The organism is Mesorhizobium sp. WSM4308, assembly GCF_002294905.1.
In the GTDB taxonomy this organism is placed as follows: domain Bacteria; phylum Pseudomonadota; class Alphaproteobacteria; order Rhizobiales; family Rhizobiaceae; genus Mesorhizobium.
In genome coordinates this window covers 53,585-79,142 of record NZ_NSFW01000004.1, presented here as the reverse complement: position 1 = coordinate 79,142, position 25,558 = coordinate 53,585, and the positions used below count along the sequence as shown (strand labels likewise).

The 25,558-nt window shown below is 63.7% G+C and carries 29 protein-coding genes; 11 read left to right on the top strand and 18 right to left on the bottom strand.

What is annotated here, in order from left to right; genetic code table 11:
- Positions 1-208: 208 nt before the first annotated feature.
- From fliP to CK227_RS08380, 14 genes are all read right to left on the bottom strand, one after another.
- Positions 209-940 (bottom strand): flagellar type III secretion system pore protein FliP, encoded by a 732-nt coding sequence (fliP, locus tag CK227_RS08445; protein ID WP_019860957.1) that lies wholly within the window; start codon positions 938-940, stop codon positions 209-211.
- Positions 937-1,431, bottom strand: a complete 495-nt coding sequence (locus CK227_RS08440) for a flagellar basal body-associated FliL family protein (protein WP_095772664.1) — start codon at positions 1,429-1,431, stop codon at positions 937-939. The genes fliP and CK227_RS08440 overlap by 4 nt, the downstream gene beginning before the upstream one ends.
- A gap of 20 nt (positions 1,432-1,451) precedes the next feature.
- The gene (gene flgH, locus CK227_RS08435; RefSeq protein ID WP_095772665.1) at positions 1,452-2,159 is read right to left on the bottom strand and encodes a flagellar basal body L-ring protein FlgH; all 708 of its coding nucleotides are present in this window, start codon (positions 2,157-2,159) and stop codon (positions 1,452-1,454) included.
- Complete coding sequence (locus CK227_RS08430) at positions 2,156-2,743, bottom strand: MotE family protein (RefSeq protein WP_179296415.1); 588 nt, start codon at positions 2,741-2,743, stop codon at positions 2,156-2,158. The genes flgH and CK227_RS08430 overlap by 4 nt, the downstream gene beginning before the upstream one ends.
- 3 nt (positions 2,744-2,746) lie before the next feature.
- Positions 2,747-3,835: a flagellar basal body P-ring protein FlgI gene (locus CK227_RS08425; protein WP_245318115.1), complete on the bottom strand. Its 1,089-nt coding sequence runs from the start codon at positions 3,833-3,835 to the stop codon at positions 2,747-2,749.
- Between the two features lie 149 nt (positions 3,836-3,984).
- Positions 3,985-4,509, bottom strand: coding sequence for a flagellar basal body P-ring formation chaperone FlgA (gene flgA, locus CK227_RS08420; protein WP_179296416.1), 525 nt, complete (start codon positions 4,507-4,509; stop codon positions 3,985-3,987).
- Between the two features lie 6 nt (positions 4,510-4,515).
- Positions 4,516-5,304: a flagellar basal-body rod protein FlgG gene (flgG, locus tag CK227_RS08415; protein ID WP_019860950.1), complete on the bottom strand. Its 789-nt coding sequence runs from the start codon at positions 5,302-5,304 to the stop codon at positions 4,516-4,518.
- A 10-nt stretch (positions 5,305-5,314) separates the two neighbouring features.
- Positions 5,315-5,638 carry a flagellar hook-basal body complex protein FliE gene (locus CK227_RS08410; RefSeq protein ID WP_179296417.1) on the bottom strand — a complete coding sequence of 108 codons (324 nt, stop codon included), beginning with the start codon at positions 5,636-5,638 and terminating at the stop codon, positions 5,315-5,317.
- A complete protein-coding gene (gene flgC / locus CK227_RS08405) occupies positions 5,635-6,051 on the bottom strand; it encodes a flagellar basal body rod protein FlgC (RefSeq protein WP_095772668.1) in 417 nt (138 codons plus the stop codon). The genes CK227_RS08410 and flgC overlap by 4 nt, the downstream gene beginning before the upstream one ends.
- Position 6,052: 1 nt before the next feature.
- Complete coding sequence (flgB, locus tag CK227_RS08400) at positions 6,053-6,433, bottom strand: flagellar basal body rod protein FlgB (RefSeq protein WP_019860948.1); 381 nt, start codon at positions 6,431-6,433, stop codon at positions 6,053-6,055.
- Positions 6,434-6,498: 65 nt separating this feature from the next.
- Positions 6,499-7,323, bottom strand: a complete 825-nt coding sequence (locus CK227_RS08395; protein ID WP_095772669.1) for a hypothetical protein — start codon at positions 7,321-7,323, stop codon at positions 6,499-6,501.
- Positions 7,304-8,704, bottom strand: coding sequence for a flagellar protein export ATPase FliI (gene fliI / locus CK227_RS08390; RefSeq protein WP_095772670.1), 1,401 nt, complete (start codon positions 8,702-8,704; stop codon positions 7,304-7,306). The genes CK227_RS08395 and fliI overlap by 20 nt, the downstream gene beginning before the upstream one ends.
- Position 8,705: 1 nt before the next feature.
- Positions 8,706-9,431 (bottom strand): flagellar basal-body rod protein FlgF, encoded by a 726-nt coding sequence (flgF, locus tag CK227_RS08385; protein ID WP_019860945.1) that lies wholly within the window; start codon positions 9,429-9,431, stop codon positions 8,706-8,708.
- A gap of 2 nt (positions 9,432-9,433) precedes the next feature.
- On the bottom strand, positions 9,434-10,555 hold the full coding sequence (locus CK227_RS08380; RefSeq protein WP_095772744.1) for a DUF1217 domain-containing protein: 1,122 nt from the start codon (positions 10,553-10,555) through the stop codon (positions 9,434-9,436).
- Positions 10,556-10,717: 162 nt separating this feature from the next.
- On the opposite strand from CK227_RS08380, the gene motA reads away from it, so the two are divergent.
- From motA to CK227_RS08350, 6 genes are read left to right on the top strand one after another with little or no spacing between them, the layout of a single operon-like run.
- Positions 10,718-11,593 (top strand): flagellar motor stator protein MotA, encoded by an 876-nt coding sequence (gene motA / locus CK227_RS08375; protein WP_095772671.1) that lies wholly within the window; start codon positions 10,718-10,720, stop codon positions 11,591-11,593.
- A gap of 32 nt (positions 11,594-11,625) precedes the next feature.
- Positions 11,626-12,573 (top strand): FliM/FliN family flagellar motor switch protein, encoded by a 948-nt coding sequence (locus CK227_RS08370; RefSeq protein ID WP_095772745.1) that lies wholly within the window; start codon positions 11,626-11,628, stop codon positions 12,571-12,573.
- Positions 12,574-12,590: 17 nt separating this feature from the next.
- Positions 12,591-12,977 carry a flagellar motor switch protein FliN gene (fliN, locus tag CK227_RS08365; RefSeq protein WP_019860938.1) on the top strand — a complete coding sequence of 129 codons (387 nt, stop codon included), beginning with the start codon at positions 12,591-12,593 and terminating at the stop codon, positions 12,975-12,977.
- Between the two features lie 46 nt (positions 12,978-13,023).
- The gene (locus CK227_RS08360; protein WP_095772672.1) at positions 13,024-14,034 is read left to right on the top strand and encodes a flagellar motor switch protein FliG; all 1,011 of its coding nucleotides are present in this window, start codon (positions 13,024-13,026) and stop codon (positions 14,032-14,034) included.
- A 3-nt stretch (positions 14,035-14,037) separates the two neighbouring features.
- Positions 14,038-15,120, top strand: coding sequence for a flagellar biosynthesis protein FlhB (gene flhB / locus CK227_RS08355; RefSeq protein ID WP_019860936.1), 1,083 nt, complete (start codon positions 14,038-14,040; stop codon positions 15,118-15,120).
- The gene (locus CK227_RS08350) at positions 15,117-15,551 is read left to right on the top strand and encodes a hypothetical protein (RefSeq protein WP_095772673.1); all 435 of its coding nucleotides are present in this window, start codon (positions 15,117-15,119) and stop codon (positions 15,549-15,551) included. The genes flhB and CK227_RS08350 overlap by 4 nt, the downstream gene beginning before the upstream one ends.
- A gap of 159 nt (positions 15,552-15,710) precedes the next feature.
- Here CK227_RS08350 and CK227_RS08345 read toward each other — a convergent pair whose 3' ends face one another.
- Positions 15,711-16,481, bottom strand: a complete 771-nt coding sequence (locus CK227_RS08345; protein ID WP_095772674.1) for a helix-turn-helix transcriptional regulator — start codon at positions 16,479-16,481, stop codon at positions 15,711-15,713.
- Complete coding sequence (locus CK227_RS08340) at positions 16,478-17,188, bottom strand: helix-turn-helix transcriptional regulator (RefSeq protein WP_095772675.1); 711 nt, start codon at positions 17,186-17,188, stop codon at positions 16,478-16,480. Before CK227_RS08340 ends, CK227_RS08345 begins: the two co-directional genes overlap by 4 nt.
- Before the next feature lie 504 nt (positions 17,189-17,692).
- Here CK227_RS08340 and CK227_RS08335 point away from each other — a divergent pair.
- Positions 17,693-18,886, top strand: coding sequence for a TMEM43 family protein (locus CK227_RS08335; protein WP_179296418.1), 1,194 nt, complete (start codon positions 17,693-17,695; stop codon positions 18,884-18,886).
- 72 nt (positions 18,887-18,958) lie between these two features.
- Here CK227_RS08335 and CK227_RS08330 read toward each other — a convergent pair whose 3' ends face one another.
- Positions 18,959-19,990 (bottom strand): histone deacetylase family protein, encoded by a 1,032-nt coding sequence (locus tag CK227_RS08330; RefSeq protein ID WP_095772677.1) that lies wholly within the window; start codon positions 19,988-19,990, stop codon positions 18,959-18,961.
- 23 nt (positions 19,991-20,013) lie between these two features.
- Positions 20,014-20,667, bottom strand: coding sequence for a TetR/AcrR family transcriptional regulator (locus CK227_RS08325; RefSeq protein WP_095772678.1), 654 nt, complete (start codon positions 20,665-20,667; stop codon positions 20,014-20,016).
- Between the two features lie 260 nt (positions 20,668-20,927).
- On the opposite strand from CK227_RS08325, the gene CK227_RS08320 reads away from it, so the two are divergent.
- The 4 genes from CK227_RS08320 (at position 20,928) to CK227_RS08305 (ending at position 25,554) form a co-directional block, all read left to right on the top strand.
- Positions 20,928-22,607, top strand: coding sequence for an amidohydrolase (locus CK227_RS08320; protein WP_095772679.1), 1,680 nt, complete (start codon positions 20,928-20,930; stop codon positions 22,605-22,607).
- Between the two features lie 139 nt (positions 22,608-22,746).
- The gene (locus CK227_RS08315) at positions 22,747-23,841 is read left to right on the top strand and encodes an ABC transporter ATP-binding protein (protein WP_095772680.1); all 1,095 of its coding nucleotides are present in this window, start codon (positions 22,747-22,749) and stop codon (positions 23,839-23,841) included.
- On the top strand, positions 23,841-24,761 hold the full coding sequence (locus tag CK227_RS08310) for an ABC transporter permease (protein ID WP_095772681.1): 921 nt from the start codon (positions 23,841-23,843) through the stop codon (positions 24,759-24,761). The genes CK227_RS08315 and CK227_RS08310 overlap by 1 nt, the downstream gene beginning before the upstream one ends.
- Positions 24,754-25,554 (top strand): ABC transporter permease, encoded by an 801-nt coding sequence (locus tag CK227_RS08305; protein WP_095772682.1) that lies wholly within the window; start codon positions 24,754-24,756, stop codon positions 25,552-25,554. The genes CK227_RS08310 and CK227_RS08305 overlap by 8 nt, the downstream gene beginning before the upstream one ends.
- Positions 25,555-25,558: the final 4 nt, after the last annotated feature.

The following is a 25,558-nucleotide window of genomic DNA, read 5'->3' as shown; positions in this document are numbered from 1 at the left end:
ACATACCGGCTTTTCCGGTATGACGGAGCGGCATCATGCCAATGATCGTCGAGAGATCACCCGCCATCTGCGAGCGACTATGGCGGCGAGTTCCTACCAAAGGGCTAAATCGGACGGTTAATCGAAAATAATTCGAGAAAAAATCGACGATGTCCGGCGCACTGCCCGGTCCTGTCGGGCAGACGCGGCCTCGGGCCGGAGAGCAGGGTCAGGTGAAGGAGCGCACCAGGCTGCCGACGAGCAGGTTCCAGCCGTCGATCAGGACGAAAAACAGGATCTTGAACGGTAGCGAGACAACGGTGGGCGGCAGCATCATCATGCCCATCGCCATGGTGATGGTGGCGACGATCAGGTCGATGACCAGGAAGGGCAGCACGATCAGGAAGCCGATCTCGAAGCCGCGGCGGATCTCGGAGATCATGAAGGCGGGCACCAGGATGCGCAGGTCGACCGTCTCCTTGGCGACGACCTGGCCGCGCTCGCGCGCGAGGTCGGCGAAAAGGTCGAAATCCTTGTCGCGCACATTGTGCAGCATGAAGGTGCGGAACGGATCCGAGATCTTCTCGAAGGCCTCGGTCTGGCTGATCTGGTTGTCCATCAGCGGCTTGACGCCGGTGTTCCAGGCCTGATCGAACGTCGGCGCCATGACGTAGAAGGTCATGAACAGCGACAGCGAAATGAGGATGAGGTTCGCCGGCGTCGACTGCAGGCCGATGCCGGCGCGCAGGATCGAGAAGGCGATGACGAAACGGGTGAAGCTCGTCACCATGATCAGCAGCCCGGGCGCCACCGACAGCACGGTCAGCAGGCCGAACATCTGGATGATGTAGCCGACGGTGGTACCGTCGGCCTTTCCGATGCCGCCCAGGTCCAGCTGCTGCGCCGCCGCGACGGAGGTGGCGGCGCCGATCAGCGCCGCGGCGAGAAGGAACTTCTTCATTCGAGCAGCAATGTCCTGATGAGAACCTGTTTGGCGTGCCCCTGGCTGCGGATCGAGGCGCGTTCCTCGATATCGGCTTTCAGGTGCTGGTAACCGCTGGCGCCCTCGACCTGATGCATCTTCAGCGTACGCACGAAGGCCAGAAGGTCCTGATGGATGTCCTCCGTCATCGCCGGCGGCTGCGGCGCGTCGTAGACCACGGATGCTTCCATCCGGATCCAGGTGTCGGCGGGTGAGGCGATATTCGTGGTGATCGGCGCCAGCGCGACAAGCGTCGGCCCCGTGCCAGGCTGTTGCGCAGCAGAGGGTTCGGCAACCTTGCCCGCATTTTCAGGAGCAGCCGGCACCGATGGCGGTGCGCCGGCGCCCTTGAGATAACCTCCGGACATCCAGCCCATGCCGATGGCGGCGACCGTCACCACGAGCAGCATGGCGCCCTGAACCACAAGGGATGGACCCTTGCGAGGCTGGAGTTGTTCGACATTGGCCACGGCGCTCTGTTCTCCAATCCCTAGAACGGAAGAACCTGGTCGAGGATCTGCTGGCCGTAGGCCGGCTGCTGGATCTCGGTGATGCGGCCGCGCCCGCCATAGGAAATGCGCGCCTCGGCGATCCGTTCGTAGGGGATCGTGTTCTCGGCGCCGATATCGGCCGGCCGCACGATGCCGGCGATGGTCAGCACCCTCAGTTCGGCGTTGACGCGCACTTCCTGCGCCCCCGTGATCATCAGATTGCCGTTCGGCAAGACATCGGTGACGATCGCCGCGACATTGAGTTCAAGAGTTTCCGATCGTTTGATCTCGCCATCGGCCGTCGTGTCCGTTGCGGAGTTGAGCGTGCCGGCGCCCTTGCCGGCGGTGCTCCATTTGTCCCATTGCGCGCTGAGGTCGAAGCCGAGCTTGCGGTTGGCGGTGCGGCTCCTGTCGTTCTGGTTCTTGAAATTGGCGCGGTCGTTGACCTTGATCGTGACGGTCAGGATGTCGCCCTGCGAGAGCGCCCGGGGATCGGTGAAGAGGCGGCTCTGGCGATCGTCCCACAGCGAGAACTTTTTCACCGGTGCCCGAGGCGGCTCGGGGTATCTGTACAGGGAAGACGTGTTGCCGCCGTCAATGCCCGAGCCGACCGGCGACAGTGACGGTTCCTTGCCGACTTCCCTGAGGTTGGTGCCGCAGCCGGACAGGGCTGCCACCGCGCACAGGATGAGCGTTCTGCGGATCATGACGGATCTACCCTTCGGGCTGCGCTGGCCATGATGCCGGTGAGAGTCGCCGCCGCCTTCTGGTCCATTTCGTTGAGAATGACGCCGGCCTTGCGTGAATCGAGCTTCATCAGGATGGCCGCGGCCAGGTCGGCGTTGACGATCGCCAGGCGTTCGGCCGCCGCATCGGGCTTCATGCCGGCATAGATCTTGACGACGCCGTCCTCGGCCCGGGCCAGGAACACTTCACGCCGCTTCAGCCAGGTCTCGTATTCGGCCTTCTTCGCGTCCAGCGCTTTCATGCGCTCGTCGATGCCGGCCTGCAGCTGCTTCAGTTCCTCGGCCTGCAAGGCGTAGCGGCGGTCGCGGGCGGCGTCGGCGATGTTGGAGCAGAAGCGCTCGATCTCGCTCTGGTCGGGCGCCTTCTCCCGCGCCAGCTGCTGCGGCGCCACCGCGGGCTGCGCTCCGGGCAGAACCTGGCGAACGACATCCTCGCCATGTGCGCCGCCACTGGCAACGGCCATGGCCGCGAGAGCCGCGGCCGCGAACAGGATTGCGCGGCAGGAGCGTCTTTCGTGGGATAGAAGGGAGGGGATCATCGGCATCGCCTATTGGAGGACCAGATCGGCTTGCAGGGCGCCGGCCGACTTGATGCCTTGCAGGATGGCAATGATACCGTCCGGCTTGACGCCGAGGCGGTTGAGGCCGGAAACGAGGGTTTGCAGGTCGGGTCCGTCGAGCACCGCGACGCGGGCATCGGGCCGGCTGGCGTCGATGGCGGTGAACGGCTCGACAGCGGTTTCGCCCTTGGAGAAAGGTTCGGGCTGCACGATGCGCGGCGCTTCGGTGATGCGCACCGTGAGCGTGCCGTGGCTGATGGCAACGCGCGAGATCTTGACGTCGTTGCCGATGACGATGGTGCCGGTGCGCTCGTCGATGACGACGCGGGCCGGCGTATCGGATTCGACCACCAGGTTTTCGATCTCGGCATAGAAGCGCGCGGCCGAAACGCCCTTTGGCCTTCTGATCTGCACGGTGCGAGAATCGCGCTCACCCGCGACGCGCATGCCGAAGCGCTGGCTGGTATAGTCGTTGATCGCGTCGGCGATGCGGATGGCGGTCGAGAAATCGGGATTGCGCAATTGCAGCGTCAGCGTCGACTGGTCGTCGAATTCGGCCTTCACCGAACGCTCGACGATGGCGCCGTTCGGCACCCGGCCGGCGGTCGGCACGCCCTGCGTCAATTGTTCGGCCTGGCCCTTGGCGGTGAAGCCGGAAACGATGACCGCGCCCTGACCGACGGCATAGATCTCGCCGTCCGCCGCCTTCAGCGGCGTCATGATCAGCGTGCCGCCGGCAAGCGAGGTGGCGTCGCCCATAGAGGAGACGTCGATGTCGATGCGGGCGCCCGATTGCACATAGGGGGGCATGTTGGCGGTGACGATGACGGCGGCGACGTTCTTGGCGCGCGCGCGGCCGCCTTCGGTGGCGATGCCGAGATTTTCCAGCATGGCGCGGATCGACTGCTCGGTGAACGGCGAATTGCGCAGACTGTCACCCGAGCCGGCGAGGCCGATGACCAGGCCGTAGCCGACCAGTTGGTTGTCGCGCGAACTCTGCAGCTGGGCGATGTCCTTGATGCGCGAGGCGACCTGGCCAGGCGGCAGCGAGCTCGGTCCGGGCGAAACGCGGAACATGCGGGTGGTGGTCGCCGGATCATATTCCGGATCGTCGTAGACGCCGCCGTTCTTGGCGGCGAGTTCGCGCTTGGCCTTGGGTGTCAGGCCGTCGGCCAGCGCCGGCTGCAGGCCGAGTACGGCCGCAAGCAGAAGGGCAAGCGGGCGCATCATGAAGCGCTGACCTGGATGGTTCCGTCGGCCATCACCGTGCCGGAGAGGATCTTGCCGCTATCGCTGTTGCGAACCTTGATGAGGTCGCCGGCTGAACCTGGCTGCAAGGTTACCGCGGTGGCCGATATCGTCAGTCCGCCGGCGATGAAGAAGACCTGCACGGCTGCACCCTGTTCGACCAGCCAAGCCTCGCGGATGGCGGCGGCCGGGATGTAGCGACCGGGCAGCAGCGTGCGCTTGGCGATCTTGCCCTGAAGCTCTTCGGCGCGGGTCGCCATCGCATCGGGCTTGTGTTTGCCCGCGATGAGGGTCACCTGTTTCAGGGCGGCGAGTTCGATGGTCTCGCCGGGGTAGATGACGCGACTGGGGATCAGCACGACCTCGCCGGCAGGCTGATTGCCGGCGATCTGCGTTGCCGACTGATTTGCCGATTCCTGTGCGAAAGCCGGCACGCTGCCGGCCACCAGCGCAAGGATCAGCGCGGTGCGGCGGAATGCGGAGCAGGAGATCGGCATGGCCATCATCCCTTACCTGATGTTCTTGGAGACGACCGAGGCCATGTCGTCGGCGGCCTGGATCACCTTGGAATTCATCTCATAGGCGCGCTGCGCCGAGATCAGCTCGGTGATTTCCTTGACCGGGTCGACGTTGGAGGCTTCGAGATAACCCTGCTGGATGGTGGCGAAGCCGGGATCGCCGGGCACGCCGGCATTGGCCGGGCCGGAGGCGGTCGTTTCCTGGAACAGATTGTCGCCGAGCGGCGCGAGGCCCGCCTCGTTGGCGAAGTTGACGATCTGGAGCTGGCCGAGATTCTGCAGGTCGGTCTGGCCGTCGATGCGGGCAAACACCTGACCGGTCTTGTTGACGATCACCTCGACCGCGTCGGTCGGCACGGTGATCGCCGGAATGACATTGGCGCCATCCACCGTCACCAGCTGGCCGGTGGCGTTGGTGTTGAAGGCGCCGGCGCGGGTGTAGAGCGTGCCGCCATCGGCGCCCTCGATCTGGAACCAGCCCCTGCCGGTCAGCGCCATGTCGAAACTGTTGCCGGTGCTGGTCAGTTCGCCCTGGGTGTGCACGTTGCGCACGGCCGTCGTCTTGACGCCGAGACCGATCGAAACGCCTTCCGGCACCAGCGAGGCGTTGGATCGGTTGGGTACGCCTTGCGTGCGGTCGACCTGGTAGAGCAGGTCGGAGAATTCGGCGCGCGCCCGCTTGTAGCCGGTGGTGTTGATGTTGGCGATGTTGTTGGCGATGACTTCCAGATTTGTCTGCTGGGCATTCATGCCGGTGGCGGCGATGGAAAGTGCTTTCATGACCTATTCCTCAGATACCCATGCGACTGACTTCGAGGTAGGCCGAAACGACCTTGTCGCGGATGGCGACGGCGGTCTGAAGCGCCTGCTGCGCGCTCATCACGGCATCGACGACCTGGCGTGTGTCGGCATCGCCCTTGAGCGCCTGGAGCGACACCTGTTCGGCATTCTGCAGCGTGTTGACGGTCTTGGAGGCTGCCTGGCTCACCGCTTCGGCAAAGGAGGTGCCAAGGTTGCCTGATGTCGCCGGCGCGACACCGCCCTGAAGCAGGTTGGTCGCCGTATCGCCCAGCCCGGGCTTCAGGTTGAGCGCGCCGATGCCGTTCACGATCATTGGTTCCTCATCAGGTCGATGGTCATTGAAATGAGGTCGCGCGCCTGCTTCACGACTTGCAGGTTGGCCTCGTAGGAGCGGTTGGCCTCGGTCATGTCGGCCATTTCGATCAGCGCGTTGACATTGGGCATCTTGACGTAGCCCTTCTCGTCGGCGGCCTCGTTGCCAGGCTGGAATTCGACGGGGAAGACACTTGGATCGCGGTCGATCGAGTTCACTTCAACCGTTGAGGCGCCGGACGCCCGGTCAAGCTCGGAGACGAAGCTGATGGTCTTGCGGCGATAGGGGTCAGCGCCGGGCGTCGTGCCGGTCGACTGGGCATTGGCGAGGTTTTCAGAGACCACGCGCAGGCGCTCGGACTGGGCGCCGAGGCCGGATGCTGCGACTTTCAGGGCTGCGGTCAGTGCGTCCATGTCAGCTCTTCACCGCCATCATCATCATCGAGTGGAAAGCCTTGACGATCGCCGTGTTGAGCTCGAAGGAACGGCGCACCTCGCCGGCCTTGAGAAGCTGGTCCTCAAGCACGACGGTGTTCTTGGACGGCATGACCACGCCGTCATCTTCCTGCGGCTTGATGGTGAAGCCGGCATTGGTCGCCGCGCTGCCGAGATGGCCGGCCTCGGTGGTCTGCAACGACACAGCCGTGCGGTCGAGCACCTTCTCGAAGGGCTCGACATCGTTTGCCGTGTAGCCCGGCGTATTGGCGTTGGCGATGTTGCCGGCGATCGCCGACTGGCGCACGGAAAGCCACTGCGCTTGCTTGGCGGCGAGATCGAAAAGGGAAACGGGCTCCATGGGAATCTCCGGGCATGTGCCCAAAGACTAGGCCGCCAGTCTTGCGCGGACCTTGCGGGCAGCCGCTACCTGGAAAGCTGGATCAGCTGGTTGGTGCTGGTCAGCATGACCCATTTGCCGTTGCGCTGCTCGATCGACGACACGGTGCTCGAGTCCGGCAGTATCGAGCCGCGCTGGACGATCCACAGGCCGGTGTCGTCCTCGATCATGGCACGGCCGTTGGCGACATGGACCATGCGGAATTTCGCGACATCGGCCGGGAAGGGCTGGTCGCCGGGCGGCTGCGCCGGGGTGGCGTCATCCTGCACCGTCCCGGTGGCGAGCAGGTCGATGCTGGTGTTGGGAAGGTCCTTGGCCGTCAGCGGCGCGCTGCGCGAGGTCACCACGCCGCCACCCTCGCGTCCCGAATTGGTGCCGGTGCCGCCAAACTTGATCGCCTGAACGCCGAACTGCTCCTGGTTGAAGAAGATATACCAGGGAAACAGGGCGCAGATCAGGCCGAGCGTGACGCCGAGCGCGGCGATGACGAAGTCGCTGCGCCGGTCCGCCTTCTTGCTCAATTTTGGAAATTGCGCCTTTGGCGGTTGCGGCCATTCGGTGACGGGAAACAGGCCATCGATCAGCGATTCGCGGCTTGCCTGCGTGATCTCGGCGGCCTCGACGCGGGGAACCACGGGCGCGGCAGCCCGAGCGACAGGTTCGGATCGGGGCAGGACCGGCTTGACGGCTCTGGCCAGAACAGCCGCGGTCTTGGCTGCGATGGCGCTGGCGGCCTTTGCCTTGGCCCTCCTCTCCTCCTCGGCTCGAGCCTCCTCGGCGGCGTTCGCCGCGGCGATCATCTCATTCAGGATGCGCTCGGTGTATTGGCGTTCAGTCTCCTGATTCGGCATTCAGCTTTCCCTTGAGATGGCGGGCGAGATCGGAGAACGGATCGGCTGACGGGCGGTCCCTGGGCGATTGCGTCAGCGCCTCGTAGATTAGCGGCACCTGGCGCACGGCGATGTCGAGCTCGGCGTCGGCGCCACCCTGATAGGCGCCGAGCAGGCGGATGTCGCGCGTGTCCTCGAAGCGGGCGATCATCGACTTCAGCCGCGTCACCAAAGCGCGCTGTTCGACGCTCCAGGCCTTGCCGGCCAGGCGCGATATGGATGACAGGGGATTGACCGGCGGATAGCGACCCTGTTCGGCGATCGCGCGGTCGAGCACGACATGGCCGTCGAGGATGCCGCGCACGGAATCGGCGACCGGATCATTGTGGTCGTCGCCGTCGACCAGCACGGAAATGATGGCGGTAATCGACCCCTTGCCTTCGGCCCCCGGTCCGGCGCGCTCGAGCAATTTGGGAAGTTCGGTGAATACCGAGGCGGGATAACCGCGGGCGACCGGCGGCTCGCCGGTTCCCGTCGCCACCTCACGCAAGGCATGGGCGAAGCGGGTGATCGAATCCAGCACCAACAGCACGCGGTGGCCCTGGTCGCGAAAGTGCTCGGCGACCCGCATGGCGGTGTCGGGCGCGCGCCGGCGCATCATGGCGCTCTCGTCGCTGGTGGCGACGACGGCCACGGTCTTGGCCATGCTGTCGCCGATTGTGTCCTCGAGGAATTCGCGGACCTCGCGGCCGCGTTCGCCGATCAGCGCAACGACGACGGTGTCGAACGCGTCGGCGCCGGCGAGCATGGCGAGCAGCGTCGACTTGCCGACGCCCGAACCCGCAAAGACGCCCATGCGCTGACCGAAGCACAGCGGCGTGAAGATGTCGATGACCTTGACGCCGGTCATGAAGGCGGTACCGACGCGCTGCCGCGCCATGGCGCCTGGCGTCGTGGCGCCGCCCGACAGGTCTTCGCCCCTGATCAGCGGCGCACCGCCATCGATCGCCCGGGTGAGCGCGTCGATGGTGCGGCCGCGCCATGAATCATGCGGCGCCACCGCGAGTGGACCCCTGCGGAACACCGCATCGCCGATACCGGCATCGGCGCTGCGTTCGAAGGGGGCGACGACGACTTCGTCGCGGCTGATCTTGACGATCTCGCCGCGGCGCGCGCCGGACTGGCCGCGCTGCTCGACGATGTCGCCCAGCCTGGCGAAATCGGAAAGGCCGCGCACCTTGTAGTGCGTGGACGTGACTTCGGTGACGAGACCGCCACGCTTGACCAGCCCGTCGGTGTTGCTGAAACGCCGAATTACCCGTTCCAGTGCGGCGAGCCGATCTTCGGGCGCCGGTGGGAGCTGCCTTTCGGGTGCACGGATGGAGGACCGGTCGAGCGACATGCTACGACTTCGAGCCGAGCGTCTTGATCGCCTCGTCGGTGGAAGAATCCGTTTGACGCATCAGCGCGGCGGTGTTCTCGAAGGCGCGCTGGACCATGATCAGGCGGGTCATCTCCAGCACCGGATTGACGTTGGATTCTTCGACGAAACCCTGCGCGATACCGACATCGGAGCGGTCGGTGACCGGCTCGGGGGTGCGCGCCGGCACGATGCCGGAATTGCCGTAGCGCACGAAATTCTCGCCCGGGTCGAAATTGTAAAGGCCGATCGAGCCGACAAGCTGGTCGTTCTGGCGCAGCGAGCCGTCGGCGCCGGCCTTGGGCGGACCGTTGCGGGGGTCGAGCTGGATCGGCGCGCCGCCGGCGTCGAGCACCGGATGGCCTTCGATCGACATGAGTTCGCCATTCTCGTTCATCGAGAAGCGGCCGTCGCGCGTCATGACGGTGCCGGCCGGTGTGTCGATGGCGAACCAGGCGTCACCCTGGATGGCGAAATCGAACGGATTGCCGGTCTCGGTCAGGGAACCGTGGGCGCCCGAAAGATAGGTCTTGCCCGACGAGGCGAAGGACACCGATTTCTGCCCGGTGCCCGACACCATGTCCTCGAATTTCACGCCGGTGGCGCGAAAGCCGACGGTGTTGGCGTTGGCGACATTGTCGGCGATGGTGTCGAGCCGGCGTTCGAGCGCCATCTGCGCGGATAGGGCGACGTAGAGACTGTCCTGCATGATCAGAACTTCAACTTCTGCATGGCCATCATCAGGTCGGTGGAGATGCCCGCCGTGACCGGCTGGGCAAAGAGCACGCTGACTGACGTCACGGCCGTCGAGGTCGGATTGTTGATCTCGTACATGCTGGTGAAGCGGGTCAGGAACTTGCCGAGTTTCACGGGGTCGGTGAAATCCGAGATGTCGAGCTTCTGTTCGAAGAGCTGCGCCTGCTTGTCGATGTCGGCGGTGGCGAAGGAATCGGGGAGCCCGAGCGCGGTGCGCACGACACTGGCAAGGGCCGTATCGGCCAGCACGTCGTACCAGCTGGTGATGTCGGGCGCCTTGCGCTGGAAGTAAAGCGCCAGCCGCACGCCCTCATTGGTCTTGCCGGCATCCTCCTCCAGCGTCTGGCGCATATACTTGTCGACAGTCGGCTGCTGCGCCGGATTGATGGTGGTTGCGGCTTCGCCGTACTGCTCGAAGTTGAAGGCCGAGGCCAATGCCGCGTAGGCCGGGTTCGTCTGCTTGTTGGCGACGCTGTTGGGGTCGCGCACGCCACCCTGCAGAACCTGTTTGATGAGGTCCTTATTCTCCGTCGCCGAATCGAGACCGAACGCGGCCAGCGCGTAGGTGTAGAGCCGGCTGTTCGACATCAGGTCGTCGACCGATTTCACCTTGGTGATGTTGGCGAGGTAGTAGGTCGTCTCGCCCTTCACATAGTCCGAATTCGGATCAAGGCCGGCGATCGTCGCCTGCGTGGCGTAATTCTTCGTCACCAGCTGCTGCGCCTTGTTGTAGATGGTGGCGTTGGCGCCATTGGCGGCGAAGTTGAAGGCGCTGACGAACTGGGCGTAGCGCTTGTCGGTCAACTTGTTGGCGAAACTGTTAGGGTCGGTGACGCCTTCCTTGAGCGCCTTGACCATGAAGGCCTTGGCGTAGTCCATGTCCTCCAGCCCGTAGGCCTTCATGGCATATTTGAACAGCCGGTCATTTTTGACGAAATCGTCGATCGATTTCACCTTGGTTATGTTGGCCAGGTAATATTTGGTATCGCGATCGACAGTCGGCTGCTGCTCGATGCGGTCGATCGACTTGTTGATGTCCCTGGTGATCAACTGGTAGCTGGTAAAGGTATTGAGCAACGTCATGCCTCCGGCCGAAGCTTAGTGTCGCGACAGTAACCTCACTTCCTTGCGCGAAACTGAATCGCCCAACATTCGGTTCCGTGGCGGCCCGGATTCAAGCCTCACACAAGGCACGGGGACTATCCCTTGGATCTGTCGTGAAATGCGGAAGGACCTGTCGTGGGCATTCTGATTGGACTTGTGGTGACGCTCGGCTGCGTCCTTGGCGGCTTCATGGCCATGGGCGGGCATCTGCACGTGCTGGTCCAGCCATGGGAAGCCGTGGTCATCTGTGGCGCAGCACTGGGCACTTTCCTGGTCGCCAACCCGATGAAGACGGTCAAGGATACCGGCAGGGGCATTATCGAGGCCTTCAAGCAGGCGGTGCCGAAGGAACAGGATTACCTGGAAACGCTCGGCGTGCTGCACAGCCTGATGCGCGAATTGCGCTCGAAGTCGCGCAGCGAGGTCGAGGCGCATATCGACAATCCGGAAGAATCAGCCATCTTCCAGGCCTTTCCGACGGTGCTCAAGAATCACGATCTGATGAATTTCATCTGCGACTACTGCCGCATCATCATCATCGGCAATGCCCGCTCGCACGAGATCGAGGCGCTGATGGACGAGGAGATCCAGACCATCAAGTCCGACAAGATGAAGGCCTATCACGCGATGGTCGCGGTCGGCGACGGCCTGCCGGCGCTGGGCATCGTCGCCGCCGTGCTTGGCGTGGTCAAGGCGATGGGCGCACTCGACCAGTCGCCGGAAATCCTCGGCGGCCTGATCGGCGCGGCGCTTGTCGGCACCTTCCTCGGCATCTTCCTGTCCTACGCCGTGGTCGGGCCTGTCGCCACCAAGATCAAGACGGTGCGCGAGAAGAAGAACCGCCTCTACATCATCGTCAAGCAGACGCTGCTCGCCTACATGAACGGCGCGCTGCCGCAGGTGGCGATCGAATTCGGCCGCAAGACCATCTCGTCCTATGAGCGGCCGACCATCGACGCCGTCGAGCAGAGCACGATGAACACCGGCAGCGCCGAGAAGAAGGCCGCTTGAGCGATGCACGACAGATCGGTGCCGACACGGTCATGACCAGCCCAGGCAGCCCCGCGCAAGCGCGCTCGCTGATCATCGAGCGCCTGGTCGGCGACAGCGGCGAGGCCGATCAGGTCATCGATGCCGGCCGCGCCATGGCCGAACGCGCCGTGCCGCTGCTGCAGAAGGGCCTTTCGGGCGAACTCGGCGTTCCCGTCATCGTCGACCTCAAGTCCGTCGAGGTCAGCCGCGTCCCCGAGGCGCGTTCGCGCGCCGGCGACAATTTCGCCATGACAGTTGTTGGTTCGCCTGCATCCTCGGATGCGATGACGCTCGTCATCGACACTGCTGCGATCGCGATCATGGTCTCGACGCTGTTTGGCGGCGATCCGGATATGCCGGCGTCGCCGATCGAGCGCGACCTGTCGCCGATCGAGGCCGATGTCTCGACCATGGTGTTCCAGGAGGTGGCGCAGGCGCTGAACGGATCCGGGCGGCGCTCGCTCGACCTACGGCTGCCCGTGCCGCGGGCGATGTCGGGTACCGAGGCGAAACGGCATGTGCTGCGCGACGGTGCCGCCATCCGCATCGTCCTTGGCATCTCGACGCCGGTCGACAGCGGCTCCATCACGGTGACGATGCCGCAGCGTGTCGTCCTTGCCGGCCGCGACGGCACCACCGGCATCGGCGAGGACGATCATGGCACCAGTTGGCGCGCACGCTTTTCGGAAGAGGTGATGCGCTCGACGGTGGCGCTCGAAGCCACCATGCCGCTGACGCGGCTGACGCTTGGCGACCTTGCCAATCTCCAAGTGGGCCAGGTCATCGACTTCGACGAAACGGCGCAGTCACGGGCTCGCCTCAGCGCGCGCGGCCAGACGCTGTTCGTATGCGAGTTCGGCAAACTGGGGCAGAATTACACCGTCCGAATCAAGCATCCCTTCGATGCCGGGCAGGATTTCATCGATGGGCTCATGCCGGCTGGTGCCGGGCGCGCCTGAGCTTTTGGAGACGATTCATGGCCAAGACCAAAGTGGAAGCAGAACTCGACCAGCCGGACGAGCAGCTCGACCGCGCCATCGAAGAATTGCGTGGGGTCCTGCATGAAGAGGAGCAACGCCCAGATGCGGCTTTCAGGGCCGCCGCGGGCGCCAATTCGAACGTCATCATGAACATCCCCGTCGATGTCCAGATCATCCTGGGAAGCACCGAGATGGCGGTGGCCGACCTGATGGCGCTGCAGAAGGGCTCCACGGTTGCACTCAACCGCCGCATTGGCGAGCCGGTCGACGTCGTGGTCAATGGCCGCAAGATCGCCCGCGGCGAGATCACGGTGCTCGAAAGCGATCCCTCGCGCTTCGGCATCAGGCTGACCGAAATCATCGCCGGCACGAAGGGCGCCTAGACATGGCTGGTGGGGCTTGCCGGTTGCAGCGGAGGCGAGAGGCAGCATGACGCCGCTGACGACCCTGACGCGCGCGCAGAAGGCGGCCGCCATATTGGTGGCGATGGGCAAGCCGTCCGCCAGCCGCCTGTTGAAATTCTTCAAGCAGGAAGAGCTGAAGGCGCTGATCGACGGCGCCCGGCTGCTCAGGACCATTCCGCAGAGCGATCTCGAGCGCATCGTCGCCGAGTTCGAGGCCGAGTTCACCGAGGGTGCCGGCCTGCTCGATTCCGCCGACAGGATGGATACCATCCTCAACGAATCGCTGTCGCCTGAAGAAATGAACGCCATCATGGGCAACAAGAAGCCGGAGGCGGCGCCGGAAGGGCCGCCACCGATCTGGCCCGACCTCGAAAAACTCGAACCTTCGCGTCTGGGCACCTTCCTGGCCGGCGAACATCCGCAGACGGCGGCCATGGTGCTGTCGAAGCTTGCGCCGCAGGCGGCGGCGAGCGTGCTTTTGACGCTGACGAAGGAGATGCGTGGCGAAATCATCAAGCGCATGGTGACGATGGCCAATGTTCCGGCCGCGGCCACCAGGATCGTCGAGAACCGGTTGCGCACCAGCGTGCTTTCGGAAACCTCGACCAAGGACACTTCGGCCGGGCAGGCGCGCGTCGCCAGCGTGCTCAACGAGCTGGACAAGCCGCTGCTCGAGGAGGTCATGCAGGACCTGGAAGCCGCCGGCACGCCCGACCTCGACGGTGTGCGGGCTAGGCTTTTTGCCTTCGACGACCTGCCGCTGCTCACCCAGAAGGCGCGCGTCCTTCTGTTCGACGGACTGTCGACCGAGCTTGTCACGCTGGCGCTGCGCGGCACATCGGCGGCACTCGCCGAAGCGGTGCTCTCGGCAATCGGCGCGCGGTCGCGGCGCATGATCGAAGCCGAACTTGGACAGGGGTCGGAGGGGGTTCCGGCCGCCGACATACTGGCGGCGCGCAAGACCATCGTGACGACGACGATCCGGCTGTCGCGCGAGGGCGCATTCGAACTTCCCGCGACGCAGAACGCCGCCTAAGGCATGTCCGACGCTGCCGACAAGGACTCAAAAACCGAAGAGGCGACGGAAAAGAAAGTCCGCGACACCATCGAACAGGGCAAGCTGCCCCATTCCAGGGAAACCGCGATCCTCGCCTCCTTCGTCGCCATACTGGTGTTCACCGTCTTCTATGCCAAGGACGCCGTCATCAACCTCGGCATGTTCCTGTCGATGTTCCTCGAGAAGCCCGAGGCCTGGCCGATGAACACCGAGACCGATGTCATCGATCTCTACAAGATCGTCATGCTGGAAGTTGGCCGCGCGGTCGTCAGCCTGCTGGTGCTTTTAACCGTCGCCGGCATCGGCGCCTCGGTGCTCCAGAACATGCCGCAATTCGTCGGCGAGCGGATCAGGCCGCAGCTGTCGCGCATTTCGATCACCAAGGGCTGGAACCGGATGTTCGGTGCCCAGGGCTGGGTCGAGTTCCTGAAATCCCTGGCAAAGGTCGGCTTCGCCATTGCCGTGCTCACCTTCACGCTGTCGGAGGATCATCGCAAGCTGCTTGCCGGCATGATCACCAATCCGGTTGCTTTCGGCCTCGTCATCCGCGGCATCGCGGTCGACATATTGGTGGCGATCGTCTTCGTCATGGGGCTGATCGCGGCGATCGACATCGTCTGGTCTCGCTTCCATTGGAAGCAGGACCTGCGCATGACCAAGCAGGAGGTGAAGGACGAGTTCAAGCAGTCCGAAGGCGACCCGATCGTCAAGTCGCGGCTGCGCTCGCTGGCACGCGACCGCGCGCGCAAGCGGATGATGACGGCGGTGCCGCGCGCGACGCTGATCATCGCCAACCCGACCCACTTCTCGATCGCGTTGAAATATGTGCGCGACGAGGATTCGGCGCCGCTCGTGGTGGCCAAGGGGCAGGATCTGGTGGCGTTGAAAATCCGCGAGATCGCGAAGGAGCACAACATTCCGATCTTCGAGGACGTGACGCTCGCCCGCTCCATGTACAAGCAAGTTTCGGTCGATAATGTGATCCCGTCGCAATTCTACCAGGCCGTCGCCGAACTGGTGCGGATCGTGTACTCGAAAAAGGCTGAGCGCAGACAGATTTCATGAACCGCCAACCACACGCAAAATCCCGCGAGATCATCGTCGCCAGCGCCATCGAGCAGGTGGTCGGCGAACTGAGATTGATCGATGTCGCCGACTACATCGCCTTCATCCGGCTGGAGCATTTCGCCTGCCTTTCGGATCTGGTCGATTCAGCGGTGGAGCTGTTCTTCATGCCGGGCACGCTCAAACTCGGTCATGGCGGCGAGGCGCATGTCGACTGGAGCGGCAGTCCGCGCATCGTGCTCGACCTGGAGCTCAGGCCACCCGGTGTGACCGTCTATTTCCAGCTGACGCTGAGCGAGGCCGGCAATTCGGTCGTGGTCAATTATGTGTCGTTCGAAAAGCCCGGCGAGGACCCCGAGCACAATACGGCGCTGCTGGAGGCGGTGATCGAACAGGCCCGGATCCGCAAGGTCGAGCCTATGGCGTTCTGAGGTCCGTTGATATTCAGGTGAGGCCGGCCTGCAAATGGCTGACACCTGCGCTTCCGGTGCTCACGTACGAAAAGTACGCTCCGCTCCGGTTCTCGGTATCAACCATTTTCGACTCGGCCTGACCTGAATCTCAACAAACCTAAGCGGCTCATCGTTTGGTTACTCGATCAGGCCCAACCGCAGCGCCTTGGCGACCGCCTGGTTGCGGTTGACGGCGTTGAGCTTCTGCGTCGACTGGGTCAGGTACTGGTTGGCGGTATGCACCGACAGCTTCAGGAGCCGCGCGATCTCCTCGCTGGTGTTGCCGTTGGCGGTCAGCTTCAGGCATTCGAGTTCGCGCTTGGAGATGGCTCGCATCCTGCCGGCATCGCTCGGACGGATGCGCGCGACAGCGGCGAACAGGGAAAAGCAGCGGGCGTGGATTTCGTAGAGCATATCCTGCGGCAGCGCGATCTCCGATCCCAGGAAGACGACAAGGCCGCACTGACCGCGATCGGCGTGGACGGGAAAGGCAATGCCGCTGGTGCCGGGCGCCAGGGGGGATATCTGCGCGGTCCAGGCAAGGTTGCCGAACATTTCGGCCATGGCCGCGACGCCGTCATCCGTCCACCAGCGTGGCTCCGTCGAGTTGTGGGTGTGGCGCACGATCTCCTCGCCATTGGCGCCCGAGATGAACTTCGTCGCCACGGCCAGGCCGGGATAGTCGGAATCGAAGCACGGCACCAGCCGCGCCCGTTCCGGCGACGGGCTGACGAAGTACAGGCCGAAGGCCGAGGCGTTGATGTCGACCGATACCCAGCGACAGCGGCGCACAGCATCGGGAATGGTGACGGCGTGATGTGTCTCGGAGCTGAGCGAGAAGGCACCGAAGGGGCTGCGCTGCTCGTTGAAAAGGGCCTCCGCGGCGTCCTTGATGTCGGCGTGTTTCAAATGATGCCACTCCTGATCGCCGTGGCGATGGCCATCGCGCGGTTGCTGGCCGCGAATTTCTGGATGGCGTGGGTGATGTAGCTGTTGACGGTGTTGGAGGAGACGCCAAGGATGACCGCCACCTCATCGGTGGTCTTGCCTTCCGAGACCCAGAACAGGCATTCGCGCTCGCGATCGGACAGCGGATCCTGCATGGCGGCGGCGGCGATCAGCTGCGGGATATGCGAGAGAGCGTAGCAGCATTTCAACTGCGCCTTCATCAGCGCCGGCTGGTCGATATGGCCTGCTGTCGCCGCCGAGAACAGGGCGAACAGACGCTGGCGGCCGACATTCAGCCGCAGCGAATAGATCTCGGCATGGCCGAGCACGTCGAGCAGGCGGGCCTCTTCGCCGGAGACCAGCCCGTCGGCATCGGGCGCCTGCGCGGCCACCAGTGGTCTAGGCCGGATGCCGGGCGCGACCGTGAGGGCCCCTTGGGCAAGGCTGGCGATCAGCCGCTTGCCGATCAGCTCGATGGCGTCGAAGATCCAGTTCGAGGAGACAATGCGCGCGTCATTGCGGTCCTGGTCGTGGACGATGGCGACCAGCATGTAGCTGTCGGCGCCGATCTCGGCGGTCAGCTCCATGAAGAAGCTGGTCAGATCGCCGCGCGACGTCAGGCGCGAGCCCAATGTGTCGGATTGAAGAAGCGCGGCGGAACTGCTCATTTGCTGCTTTTGGCCGGAATCGTTTCTGCCGTCCGGATGCTGGAGGCCAGCCGCCGAACCCGAAAACGCGTTACTTTTACGAGACACACACGAGGCGCGGGGTCGCGCCCAACCAGACGGAATCCATCAGGGAACGCGAAAACATCCGCGTCTGGCGCCGGAAAATTCCGGAACGTGAGACTTTGGGTGGTCGCCGCGCCCCCCGAGGACCGGCTGATTCGGGTCTAATCTACCCGCAGATGAATCCGACATCAAACGCGATTTGACAAAATCGAATCCGACGGACTCGCGTGCGACTCAGAGGTCGATTTTCGCCGCCTTCGAGCGTGCGAAAATGCCGGGACTGCGCAAGCGGGCCATATCCGCGCTCGGCCCGATGCGATAGATTCGCAAGTGTCGAAGGGGTGGGCACCTTCGGCAAGGGAGTTCGTAGCTGCATTACGGCCGCGGTCGTTCGCGGCAGTGCCATGCGGGCTCCTGGCATTTTTTGTTTCGGGGGAAACGATGAGCGATTCATTTCGGGAAGTTACTTCCGTCTCGTGGTTCGGGCGGATCAAGCGCGCGGTCGGCGGGGTCATCTTCGGCCTGCTCTTGATCGTGCTGATGGTGATCGGGCTGTTCTGGAACGAGGGCCGCGCGGTGCAGACGGCGCGCTCACTGGCCGAAGGCGCCGGCGCCGTGGCGTCGATCAACGCCGACAGCGTCGACGCCGGCAATGACGGCAGGCTGGTGCATGTCAGCGGGCCGGTGACGGCCGATAGCGGCCTGTCGGATCCGGATTTCGGCATCGCCGCGCAAGGACTGCGGCTGTCGCGCAGCGTCGAGATGTACCAGTGGAAGGAAGAGTCCAGATCCGAAACCACCAAGAAGCTTGGCGGCGGCGAGGAGACAGAGACCACCTACAGCTATTCGAAAGTGTGGGACGACGGCCAGATCGATTCGTCGGACTTCAGGAAGCCGGACGGCCATCAGAATCCACCGATGGCGATCCACAGCCGCGCCTTCCAGATCCCTGAAGGCAAGCTCGTCGCCTTCGATCTTGACACGCCGGTGCTGGATCGCATCGACGGCGACAAGGCGTATTCACTGTCGGCCAATCAGTCGGGCGCGATAAAGGCCGCCTATACCGGCACGAAGCCGCTCAGCATCGTCGATGGCAAGATCTATCTCGGCAGCGACAACACGACGCCCGCATTGGGCGATTACCGCATCGGCTACGAACTTGCGCCGCTCGGCGTGGTCAGCATTGTGGCGCGGCAGGCCGGCAGCCGCTTGGAACCGTACCAGACGCAAGCGGGCGACACGCTGCTGATGGTCGATACCGGCAATGTGCCGGCCGACAAGATGTTCGCCGAGGCGGTGAGCGCCAACACGCTGATCACCTGGCTGCTGCGCGCCGCCGGCCTTCTGCTGCTGACCATCGGCTTTGCCCTGTTCCTCGGCCCGATCGGCGTGATCCTCGACGTCATCCCGTTCCTCGGCAGCATGGCGCGGATGGGAACCGGCATCATCGCCTTCTTCCTGGCGATCCTGGCCGGCACGACGACGATCGCGATTGCGTGGTTCTGGTATCGGCCGGTTCTGGCGGCAGGCATACTGGCAGCCGGCGCCATCGCGGCGGCGGCCGTCTATTATCTGGGCCGCTCACGCAAGGCAGCCGCACCGATGGCCGCGCCGAGCGCCGGCGCCGCAACGTAGCTTGCAAAAAAGGCTGATATGCCGCCCTTTTTCTTCCTACCTGCGTTGTCCGCTCCGGGTTTGTGGGCGGGCTTAGCGGTCCTCGAAACCGGTCAGCACGCCGACGGCGTTGATGCCGATCTCCTCGACGGCATAGCCGCCTTCCATGACGAACAGGGTCGGCAGGCCGAGCCTGGCGATGCGGCGACCGATCTTGGGATAGTCGGGGCTTGTCAGCTTGAACTGGCTGATCGGATCCTTCTCGAAAGTGTCGACGCCGAGCGAGACGATGACGATGTCGGGCGCGTAGGCGGTGAGCCTGGCGCAGGCATCCTCAAGCGAGGCGTTCCAGGCGTCCCAGCCGGTGCCGAACGGCATGGGGTAGTTGACGTTGAAGCCTTCGCCGGCGCCGGCGCCGCGTTCATCGGCATGGCCGAGGAAGAAGGGATACTCGACCATCGGATCGCCATGCAGGTTGAGGACCTGCACGTCGGCGCGGTCATAGAAGATTTCCTGCGTGCCGTTGCCATGGTGGTAGTCGACATCGAGGATGGAGATGCGTTTGGCGCCCTGGTCGAGGAACCACTGCGCGGCGACGGCGGCGTTGTTGATGTAGCAATAGCCGCCCATGAAGCCGGCGCCGGCATGGTGGCCTGGCGGACGGCAGAGCGCGAAGGCCGACCTCTCGCCGCCCTTGACCAGGCCGGCCGCGGTCAGCGCCACGTCATAGGACGATTTGATCGCGGCCCAGGTGCCTTCGACGAAGGTGGCGCCGGCATCGAAGGAATAGTAGCCGAGCAGCGCATCGACACGCTTTGGCGGCACGTCGCCGCGCAGGCCGCGTGTCGGCCAGGTGAAGGGCATGGCCGTGCCCTCATGACCGGAAGCCACCCATTGCGGCCAGACCGTCGGCAGGAAGTCGATATAGTCCGATTTGTGGATGCGCTTGGCGGCGGCAAGATCGTGCTCGAGCGGCAGGACGATCGGACCGAGCTTCTCGCTTTCGACCCTCGCCTTGATGAATTCGGCCCGCGAGGGTTTTTCAAAACCCGGCACGATGGCCGAGGTGACCAGTTCCATCTGGCCGGCATGGCCAGCATGAAGCGGCGAATAGACAGTCTTCATGAAATTCCTCTCGAAATGCGCAATCAGTCAAGGTTGAGATAGGGGCTCACCAGAGCCAGCCACATGGCTTCGACATCGTCCTCGATGAGGTTGTATGTCCTGCGATCTCTCTTCAGTCCGACCAGCCGGCAGGCGTGCCCGACCTCCATCATCACAAGCCCGAGCCGTTTGGCGATCTTGTCTTCGAGAGCAGGATTCACATGCCGCAGCCAGGCGGCGTAAAGCGCGATGATCTGCTCGTCATATTCGTCCTGGATGGGCCTGAGATCGGCGTTGCCTGAAATGGCCTCGATCACCGGCATCAGAGTGGCGTTTTCGAGATAGATACTGGACGTGTCGATGAAGAGCTTGCGCACTTCGCGCCGGAATTCGTCGCGGTTGGCGGGCCGGGGTGCCTTGATGCGCTTCTCGATCACGTCGGGAAAGGAGGACAGCCAGCGCCGAGCGAGGTCGAGAAGAATGGCTTCCTTGTTGGGAAAGTATTGATAGACCGAACCGACCGACAGGCCCGCGCGCTGCGCGATGGCGAGCGTCGTCGGCGTCCTGGTTCCTTGCTCCCGCGTCAGGATCAGCGCCGCGTCGAGAATGCGGTCGACCACCTTGCTCGATCGTTGCTGCCGAGGCTGCTTGCGCGGCTCGAGCGCTATCCTGATTTTGCGGTCGAGACTACGCTTCACTGCTCTATGCCCTCGTTCCCCGCTTGGTCTGAAGCCAGGCGCAGGGTGCTGTCCACAATACATTCTAAATTCCGCATGTTGACAAACGCGAATAATCAGTCGCATTCTTTATCCACGCTGTCCCTAGGGATAACAAGGGGAATTTCGAAGGCAGCGGACTGGCATCGTTTTTTGTTCCGTGGCGCCGCTCCGGTGGAGTTGGCAGGTCGTTGAGCGCAGGGCTGTCGGTCTCAGTCGGTCATCAAAAGCGCGGAGTCGCGATGTCTGTTACGGGTGCGGGTCACAATGCGGATCTGGTCGTCATCAATGGTCGTGTGCTGACCATGGACGGTGGCAATCCCGCAGCCGAGGCCGTAGCCGTCAAGGACGGCGCCATCATCGCCGTTGGCAGCCGCGCCGCCATCGAAGAACTCAAGGGAACAGGCACACAGGTGATCGACGCCAAGGGCGGTTCGGTCCTGCCCGGTTTCATCGAAGCCCATATGCATCTGTTCTCGGGAGGGGCCGAGCTCACGCATCTTCAGCTTGGCGGGGTCCATGGCTTCGAGGCGCTGAAAAAGGCGATCGGCGACTATGCGTCGACCAAGCCCGACGCGAAAATGCTGGTCGGGCAGGGCGTCGACTACACCGTGCTCGGCGACGAGCGGGTGACGCGCCACCATCTCGATCAGATCCTGCCCGATCGCCCGTTCTGCATGGCCGCGCCCGATCACCACACGATGTGGGCCAACACCAAGGCGCTGGAGATGGCCGGCATCCTGCATGGCCGCGCGCTTGGTCCAGGCAATGAAATCGTCATGGGCGAGGATGGCCTGGCAGCCGGCGAATTGCGCGAGGGCGAGGCCTTCGGCCCGGTGCTCGATCTTGCCGGCGAGGGCCGGGTGCGGCTGGGGCTGGCGACCGGCGGCGAGCCGGATCCGATGCCGTCCGCCGCCGAACGCGCCGCCGACCGCGACATCATGCGGCGCGGCCTCGCCTGGTGCGCGCGTCACGGTATCACCTCCATCCAGAACATGGATGGCAATCTCTACCAGCTCGAACTGCTGGCCGAGATCGACGCCGAGGAAGGCTTGCCCTGCCGTGTGCAGATACCCTTCCACTACAAGAATTTCATGACGCTCGACATGCTCGACAAGGCATCCGTCATGGCCGAGCGCTACAACAGCGAGTGGCTGTCATCGGGCATGGTCAAGGTGTTCTATGACGGCGTGCTCGATTCCTGGACGGCTGTGATGATCGAGCCCTATGCCGACCGTCCGGACTGGGTGGGCGAGCCGCTGTTCACACCGCAGCAGTTCATCGATCTCGCCGTCGCCGCCGACAAGCGTGGACTGCAGATCGCGGTGCACTCGATCGGTGATGGCGCGGTGCGTGCGGTGCTCGACGGCTACGAGGCGGCGCAAAAGGCCAATGGCAAGCGCGACAGCCGTCACCGCGTCGAGCACATCGAGGTCACCACCGCATCGGACGTGCTGCGCTTCGCCGAACTCGGCGCCATCGCCTCGATGCAGCCGCCGCATCCGCCCGGCGCCATGGATTTCCCGCTCGAACCGACCGTGTCGCGCATCGGCCCGGCCCGCTGGCCGCTGAGCTATGCCTGGCGGACCCTGAAGAATGCCGGCGCGCACGTCGTCTTCGCCTCGGATTGGCCGGTGTCGCCGATCGACCCGATCCTGGGCATTCAGGCGGCAGTGATGCGCAAACCATGGGCAGACAGCGACCCGGACCAGAGTTTCTCGCTGCAGGAATCGATCGCCGCCTACACGGTCGAGGGCGCCTATGCCGAATTCGCCGAACACCGCAAAGGCACGCTGAAATCAGGCTATATGGCCGACCTGGTGGTTCTGTCGGCGGATATCGAGAAGACGGCGCCGGCCGATCTGCACAAGCTGCGCCCGGTGACGACGATTTGCGGCGGCAAGATCACCTATCAGGCCTGACAATGGCATGAGGCTTGCTGGCTAAAGACGGACTGAACTGTGATTCAATGCCGGGCTTGCCAACCTACCGGGCGTGTGGTCACATCGAACAGGGGAACAGCTCCGCCAGCAAGAGCGGGGTCAACAGTGAGGCGTAATCGTGCCGGACAAACCGGATCGAAATGCGATTGAAGTAGTAAACGTCAGTAAAATTTTCGGATCGGGTGAGGGGCAGGTCGCTGCCCTCGACAAGGTGTCGGTATCCATTCGCGAGAACGAGTTCTTCACGCTGCTGGGACCGTCCGGCTGCGGCAAGACCACCCTTTTGCGGCTGATCGCCGGCTTCGACTTTCCAACCGCCGGAGAAATCCTGCTCTACGGCCAGGACATCGCGCCGCTGCCGCCCTTCAAGCGGCCGGTCAACACCGTCTTCCAGTCCTACGCGCTGTTCCCGCACATGACGGTTGCCGACAATATCGGCTTCGGCCTGGAGATGCTCGGCAAGCCCAAGGGCGAGATCAAGGCGCGCGTCGCCGAAATGCTCAAACTGGTCAAGATGGAGACGCTTGCCGGTCGCCGCACGGCCCAGATTTCCGGTGGCCAGCAGCAGCGCGTGGCGCTGGCCAGGGCGCTGGCGCCACAGCCGAAAGTGCTGTTGCTCGACGAACCGCTCTCGGCACTCGACTACAAGCTGCGCAAGGAGATGCAGATCGAGTTGAAGCGGCTGCAGCACGAGACCGGCATCACCTTCATCTTCGTCACCCACGACCAGGAAGAAGCGTTGACCATGTCGGACCGCATCGCGGTGATGTCGTCGGGCAAGATCCTCCAGGTCGGCTCGCCCTGGGATATCTACGACAAGCCGGCGGAACGCTTCGTCGCCGACTTCATCGGCGAGACCAACTTCCTCACCGCCGCCATATCGGGCACCGGCAACGGCAAGGCCCGCGCGACGCTCAAATCCGGCACGACCATCGAGGCGACCGTCGCCGAAGGGTTCCAGCCGAAGGACAACGCCACCGTGGTGGTGCGGCCCGAGCATGCCAAGCTGACCAAGGACAAGGGAGACCTGTCGGGCACGGTCGAAAACATCGTCTATTTCGGCACCGACACGCATATCCACGTCCAGCTCGACGGCGGCGAGGCCTTCACCGTGCGCCAGCAGAACACGCGCAGCGCAGGCTGCGGTTTCGAGCGCGGCGACAAGGTCGGCATCCTGATCGGCAACGAGGCCGCGCAAGTGCTGAGGGACTGATGGCCGCCGCGGAAGAAGTCGCCAAGGCAGCGGAACGGCGTGATGTCCGTGACCGCTGGCTTTTGTCAGCGCCGGCGCTGCTGGTCATCCTGCTGGCCGCGACCGGCCCGCTGCTGATCGTGCTCGTCTACTCGTTCCTGACGCCCGGCGCCTATGGCGACGTGAAATGGCAGTTTTCGCCCGACGCCTGGATATCGGTGTTCATGGAACGTGACATTTTCGACGACACGCTTTCGCTCGCGGCGGCGCATGTCACCATCTTCTGGCGCTCGATCAAGCTTGCGGTTGTGACGACGCTGGCCACTTTGGCGCTCGGTTTCCCGACCGCCTATTTCATGGCGACGCGCAGCGAGAAGACCAGGGACCTCTGGCTGTTCCTGATCACCATCCCGTTCTGGACCAACCTCCTGATCCGCACCTTCGCGGTGCTGCAGATCATCCGCAACGAAGGCATCATCAACACGATCCTGCTCAAGCTCGGCATCATCTCGGCGCCGATCCAGATCCTCTATACCGACACCGCGATCCTGATCGGCATGGCCTATGTCTACCTGCCGCTGATGGTGCTGCCGATCTACGCCAGCATGGAGAAGCTCGATTTCCGCCTGGTCGAGGCCGGCTATGATCTCTACGCGACGCGCTTCAAGGTGCTGCGGAAGATCATTTTCCCGCTCGTCAAACCCGGCGTCATTGCCGGCTCGATCCTGGTCTTCATTCCGGCACTCGGCGCCTATGTGACGCCGGTCGTGCTGGGCGGCGGCAAGAACATGATGCTGTCCAACCTGATCGAATTGCAGTTCGGACAAGGCCGCAACTGGCCGCTTGGCTCGGCGCTGTCGATCACGGTGATGGTCATCGTCATGCTGGCGTTGCTTGCCTATGTGCGCAACGCCGGCAAGTCAGGGGTGCGTCATGGCTAGCAACTTCTCCATCAAGCACCAGCCGGGCTTCACGACGATCGCGGCGACCTGTTTCGTCGTGCTCTATTTGCCGATCATCGTGCTGGTCCTCTACGCCTTCAACGCGGCGAGCTCGACATCCGAATGGGGTGGCTTTTCGCTGCGATGGTTCCAGTCGGCGTACCAGAACACGCAGGTCATCGACGCAACGCTGCGCTCGTTCCAGATCGGTGCCATCGCGGCGGTGCTGTCGACCATCTTCGCCACGATGGCGGCACTCGCCACCACGCGCACCGCCCCCTATCCCGGACTCACCTTCAAATATGCTGCAATCAACCAGCCGCTGATGGTGCCCGAGATCGTCACCGGCGTGGCGCTGCTGATCTTCTTCTCGCGCATCAAGATCTTCACCGGCTATTCCGGCCTCGGCTACCTGATCGCCGCGCATACGGCATTCTGCATCCCGTTCGCCTATCTGCCGATCCGGGCGCGGCTGGAGAATATGGATCTGACCCTCGAGCGCGCCGCGGCCGATCTCTACGCGACCCCGTGGAAGACCTTCCGCCGCATCACGCTGCCGCTTTTGTGGCCCGGTATCCTGGCCGGCCTGATGCTGGCCTTCGTCATCTCACTCGATGACGTCGTCATTACCGAGTTTGTCAAATCGGGAGGCCAGGACACGCTGCCCACTTACATGCTCGGCCAGATCCGCCGTGGCGTCACACCCGAGATCAACGCGATATCGACCGCTTTCCTGCTGCTTTCGGTCGCGATCGTCACGTTGTTTTTCTTCGTCAGCAGGAAACGAGACTGAACCT

Excerpts from the sequence above, each read along its gene's own strand:
- fliP (WP_019860957.1), bottom strand. The coding sequence starts at position 940 with ATGAAGAAGTTCCTTCTCGCCGCGGCGCTGATCGGCGCCGCCACCTCC.
- flgH (WP_095772665.1), bottom strand. The coding sequence starts at position 2,159 with ATGATCCGCAGAACGCTCATCCTGTGCGCGGTGGCAGCCCTGTCCGGC.
- CK227_RS08430 (WP_179296415.1), bottom strand. The coding sequence starts at position 2,743 with ATGCCGATGATCCCCTCCCTTCTATCCCACGAAAGACGCTCCTGCCGC.
- CK227_RS08425 (WP_245318115.1), bottom strand. The coding sequence starts at position 3,835 with ATGTTCCGCGTTTCGCCCGGACCGAGCTCGCTGCCGCCTGGCCAGGTC.
- flgA (WP_179296416.1), bottom strand. The coding sequence starts at position 4,509 with ATGGCCATGCCGATCTCCTGCTCCGCATTCCGCCGCACCGCGCTGATC.
- flgG (WP_019860950.1), bottom strand. The coding sequence starts at position 5,304 with ATGAAAGCACTTTCCATCGCCGCCACCGGCATGAATGCCCAGCAGACA.
- CK227_RS08410 (WP_179296417.1), bottom strand. The coding sequence starts at position 5,638 with ATGATCGTGAACGGCATCGGCGCGCTCAACCTGAAGCCCGGGCTGGGC.
- flgC (WP_095772668.1), bottom strand. The coding sequence starts at position 6,051 with ATGGACGCACTGACCGCAGCCCTGAAAGTCGCAGCATCCGGCCTCGGC.
- flgB (WP_019860948.1), bottom strand. The coding sequence starts at position 6,433 with ATGGAGCCCGTTTCCCTTTTCGATCTCGCCGCCAAGCAAGCGCAGTGG.
- CK227_RS08395 (WP_095772669.1), bottom strand. The coding sequence starts at position 7,323 with ATGCCGAATCAGGAGACTGAACGCCAATACACCGAGCGCATCCTGAAT.
- fliI (WP_095772670.1), bottom strand. The coding sequence starts at position 8,704 with ATGTCGCTCGACCGGTCCTCCATCCGTGCACCCGAAAGGCAGCTCCCA.
- flgF (WP_019860945.1), bottom strand. The coding sequence starts at position 9,431 with ATGCAGGACAGTCTCTACGTCGCCCTATCCGCGCAGATGGCGCTCGAA.
- CK227_RS08370 (WP_095772745.1), top strand. The coding sequence starts at position 11,626 with ATGACCAGCCCAGGCAGCCCCGCGCAAGCGCGCTCGCTGATCATCGAG.
- fliN (WP_019860938.1), top strand. The coding sequence starts at position 12,591 with ATGGCCAAGACCAAAGTGGAAGCAGAACTCGACCAGCCGGACGAGCAG.
- CK227_RS08360 (WP_095772672.1), top strand. The coding sequence starts at position 13,024 with ATGACGCCGCTGACGACCCTGACGCGCGCGCAGAAGGCGGCCGCCATA.
- flhB (WP_019860936.1), top strand. The coding sequence starts at position 14,038 with ATGTCCGACGCTGCCGACAAGGACTCAAAAACCGAAGAGGCGACGGAA.
- CK227_RS08350 (WP_095772673.1), top strand. The coding sequence starts at position 15,117 with ATGAACCGCCAACCACACGCAAAATCCCGCGAGATCATCGTCGCCAGC.
- CK227_RS08340 (WP_095772675.1), bottom strand. The coding sequence starts at position 17,188 with ATGAGCAGTTCCGCCGCGCTTCTTCAATCCGACACATTGGGCTCGCGC.
- CK227_RS08335 (WP_179296418.1), top strand. The coding sequence starts at position 17,693 with ATGAGCGATTCATTTCGGGAAGTTACTTCCGTCTCGTGGTTCGGGCGG.
- CK227_RS08330 (WP_095772677.1), bottom strand. The coding sequence starts at position 19,990 with ATGAAGACTGTCTATTCGCCGCTTCATGCTGGCCATGCCGGCCAGATG.
- CK227_RS08320 (WP_095772679.1), top strand. The coding sequence starts at position 20,928 with ATGTCTGTTACGGGTGCGGGTCACAATGCGGATCTGGTCGTCATCAAT.
- CK227_RS08310 (WP_095772681.1), top strand. The coding sequence starts at position 23,841 with ATGGCCGCCGCGGAAGAAGTCGCCAAGGCAGCGGAACGGCGTGATGTC.
- CK227_RS08305 (WP_095772682.1), top strand. The coding sequence starts at position 24,754 with ATGGCTAGCAACTTCTCCATCAAGCACCAGCCGGGCTTCACGACGATC.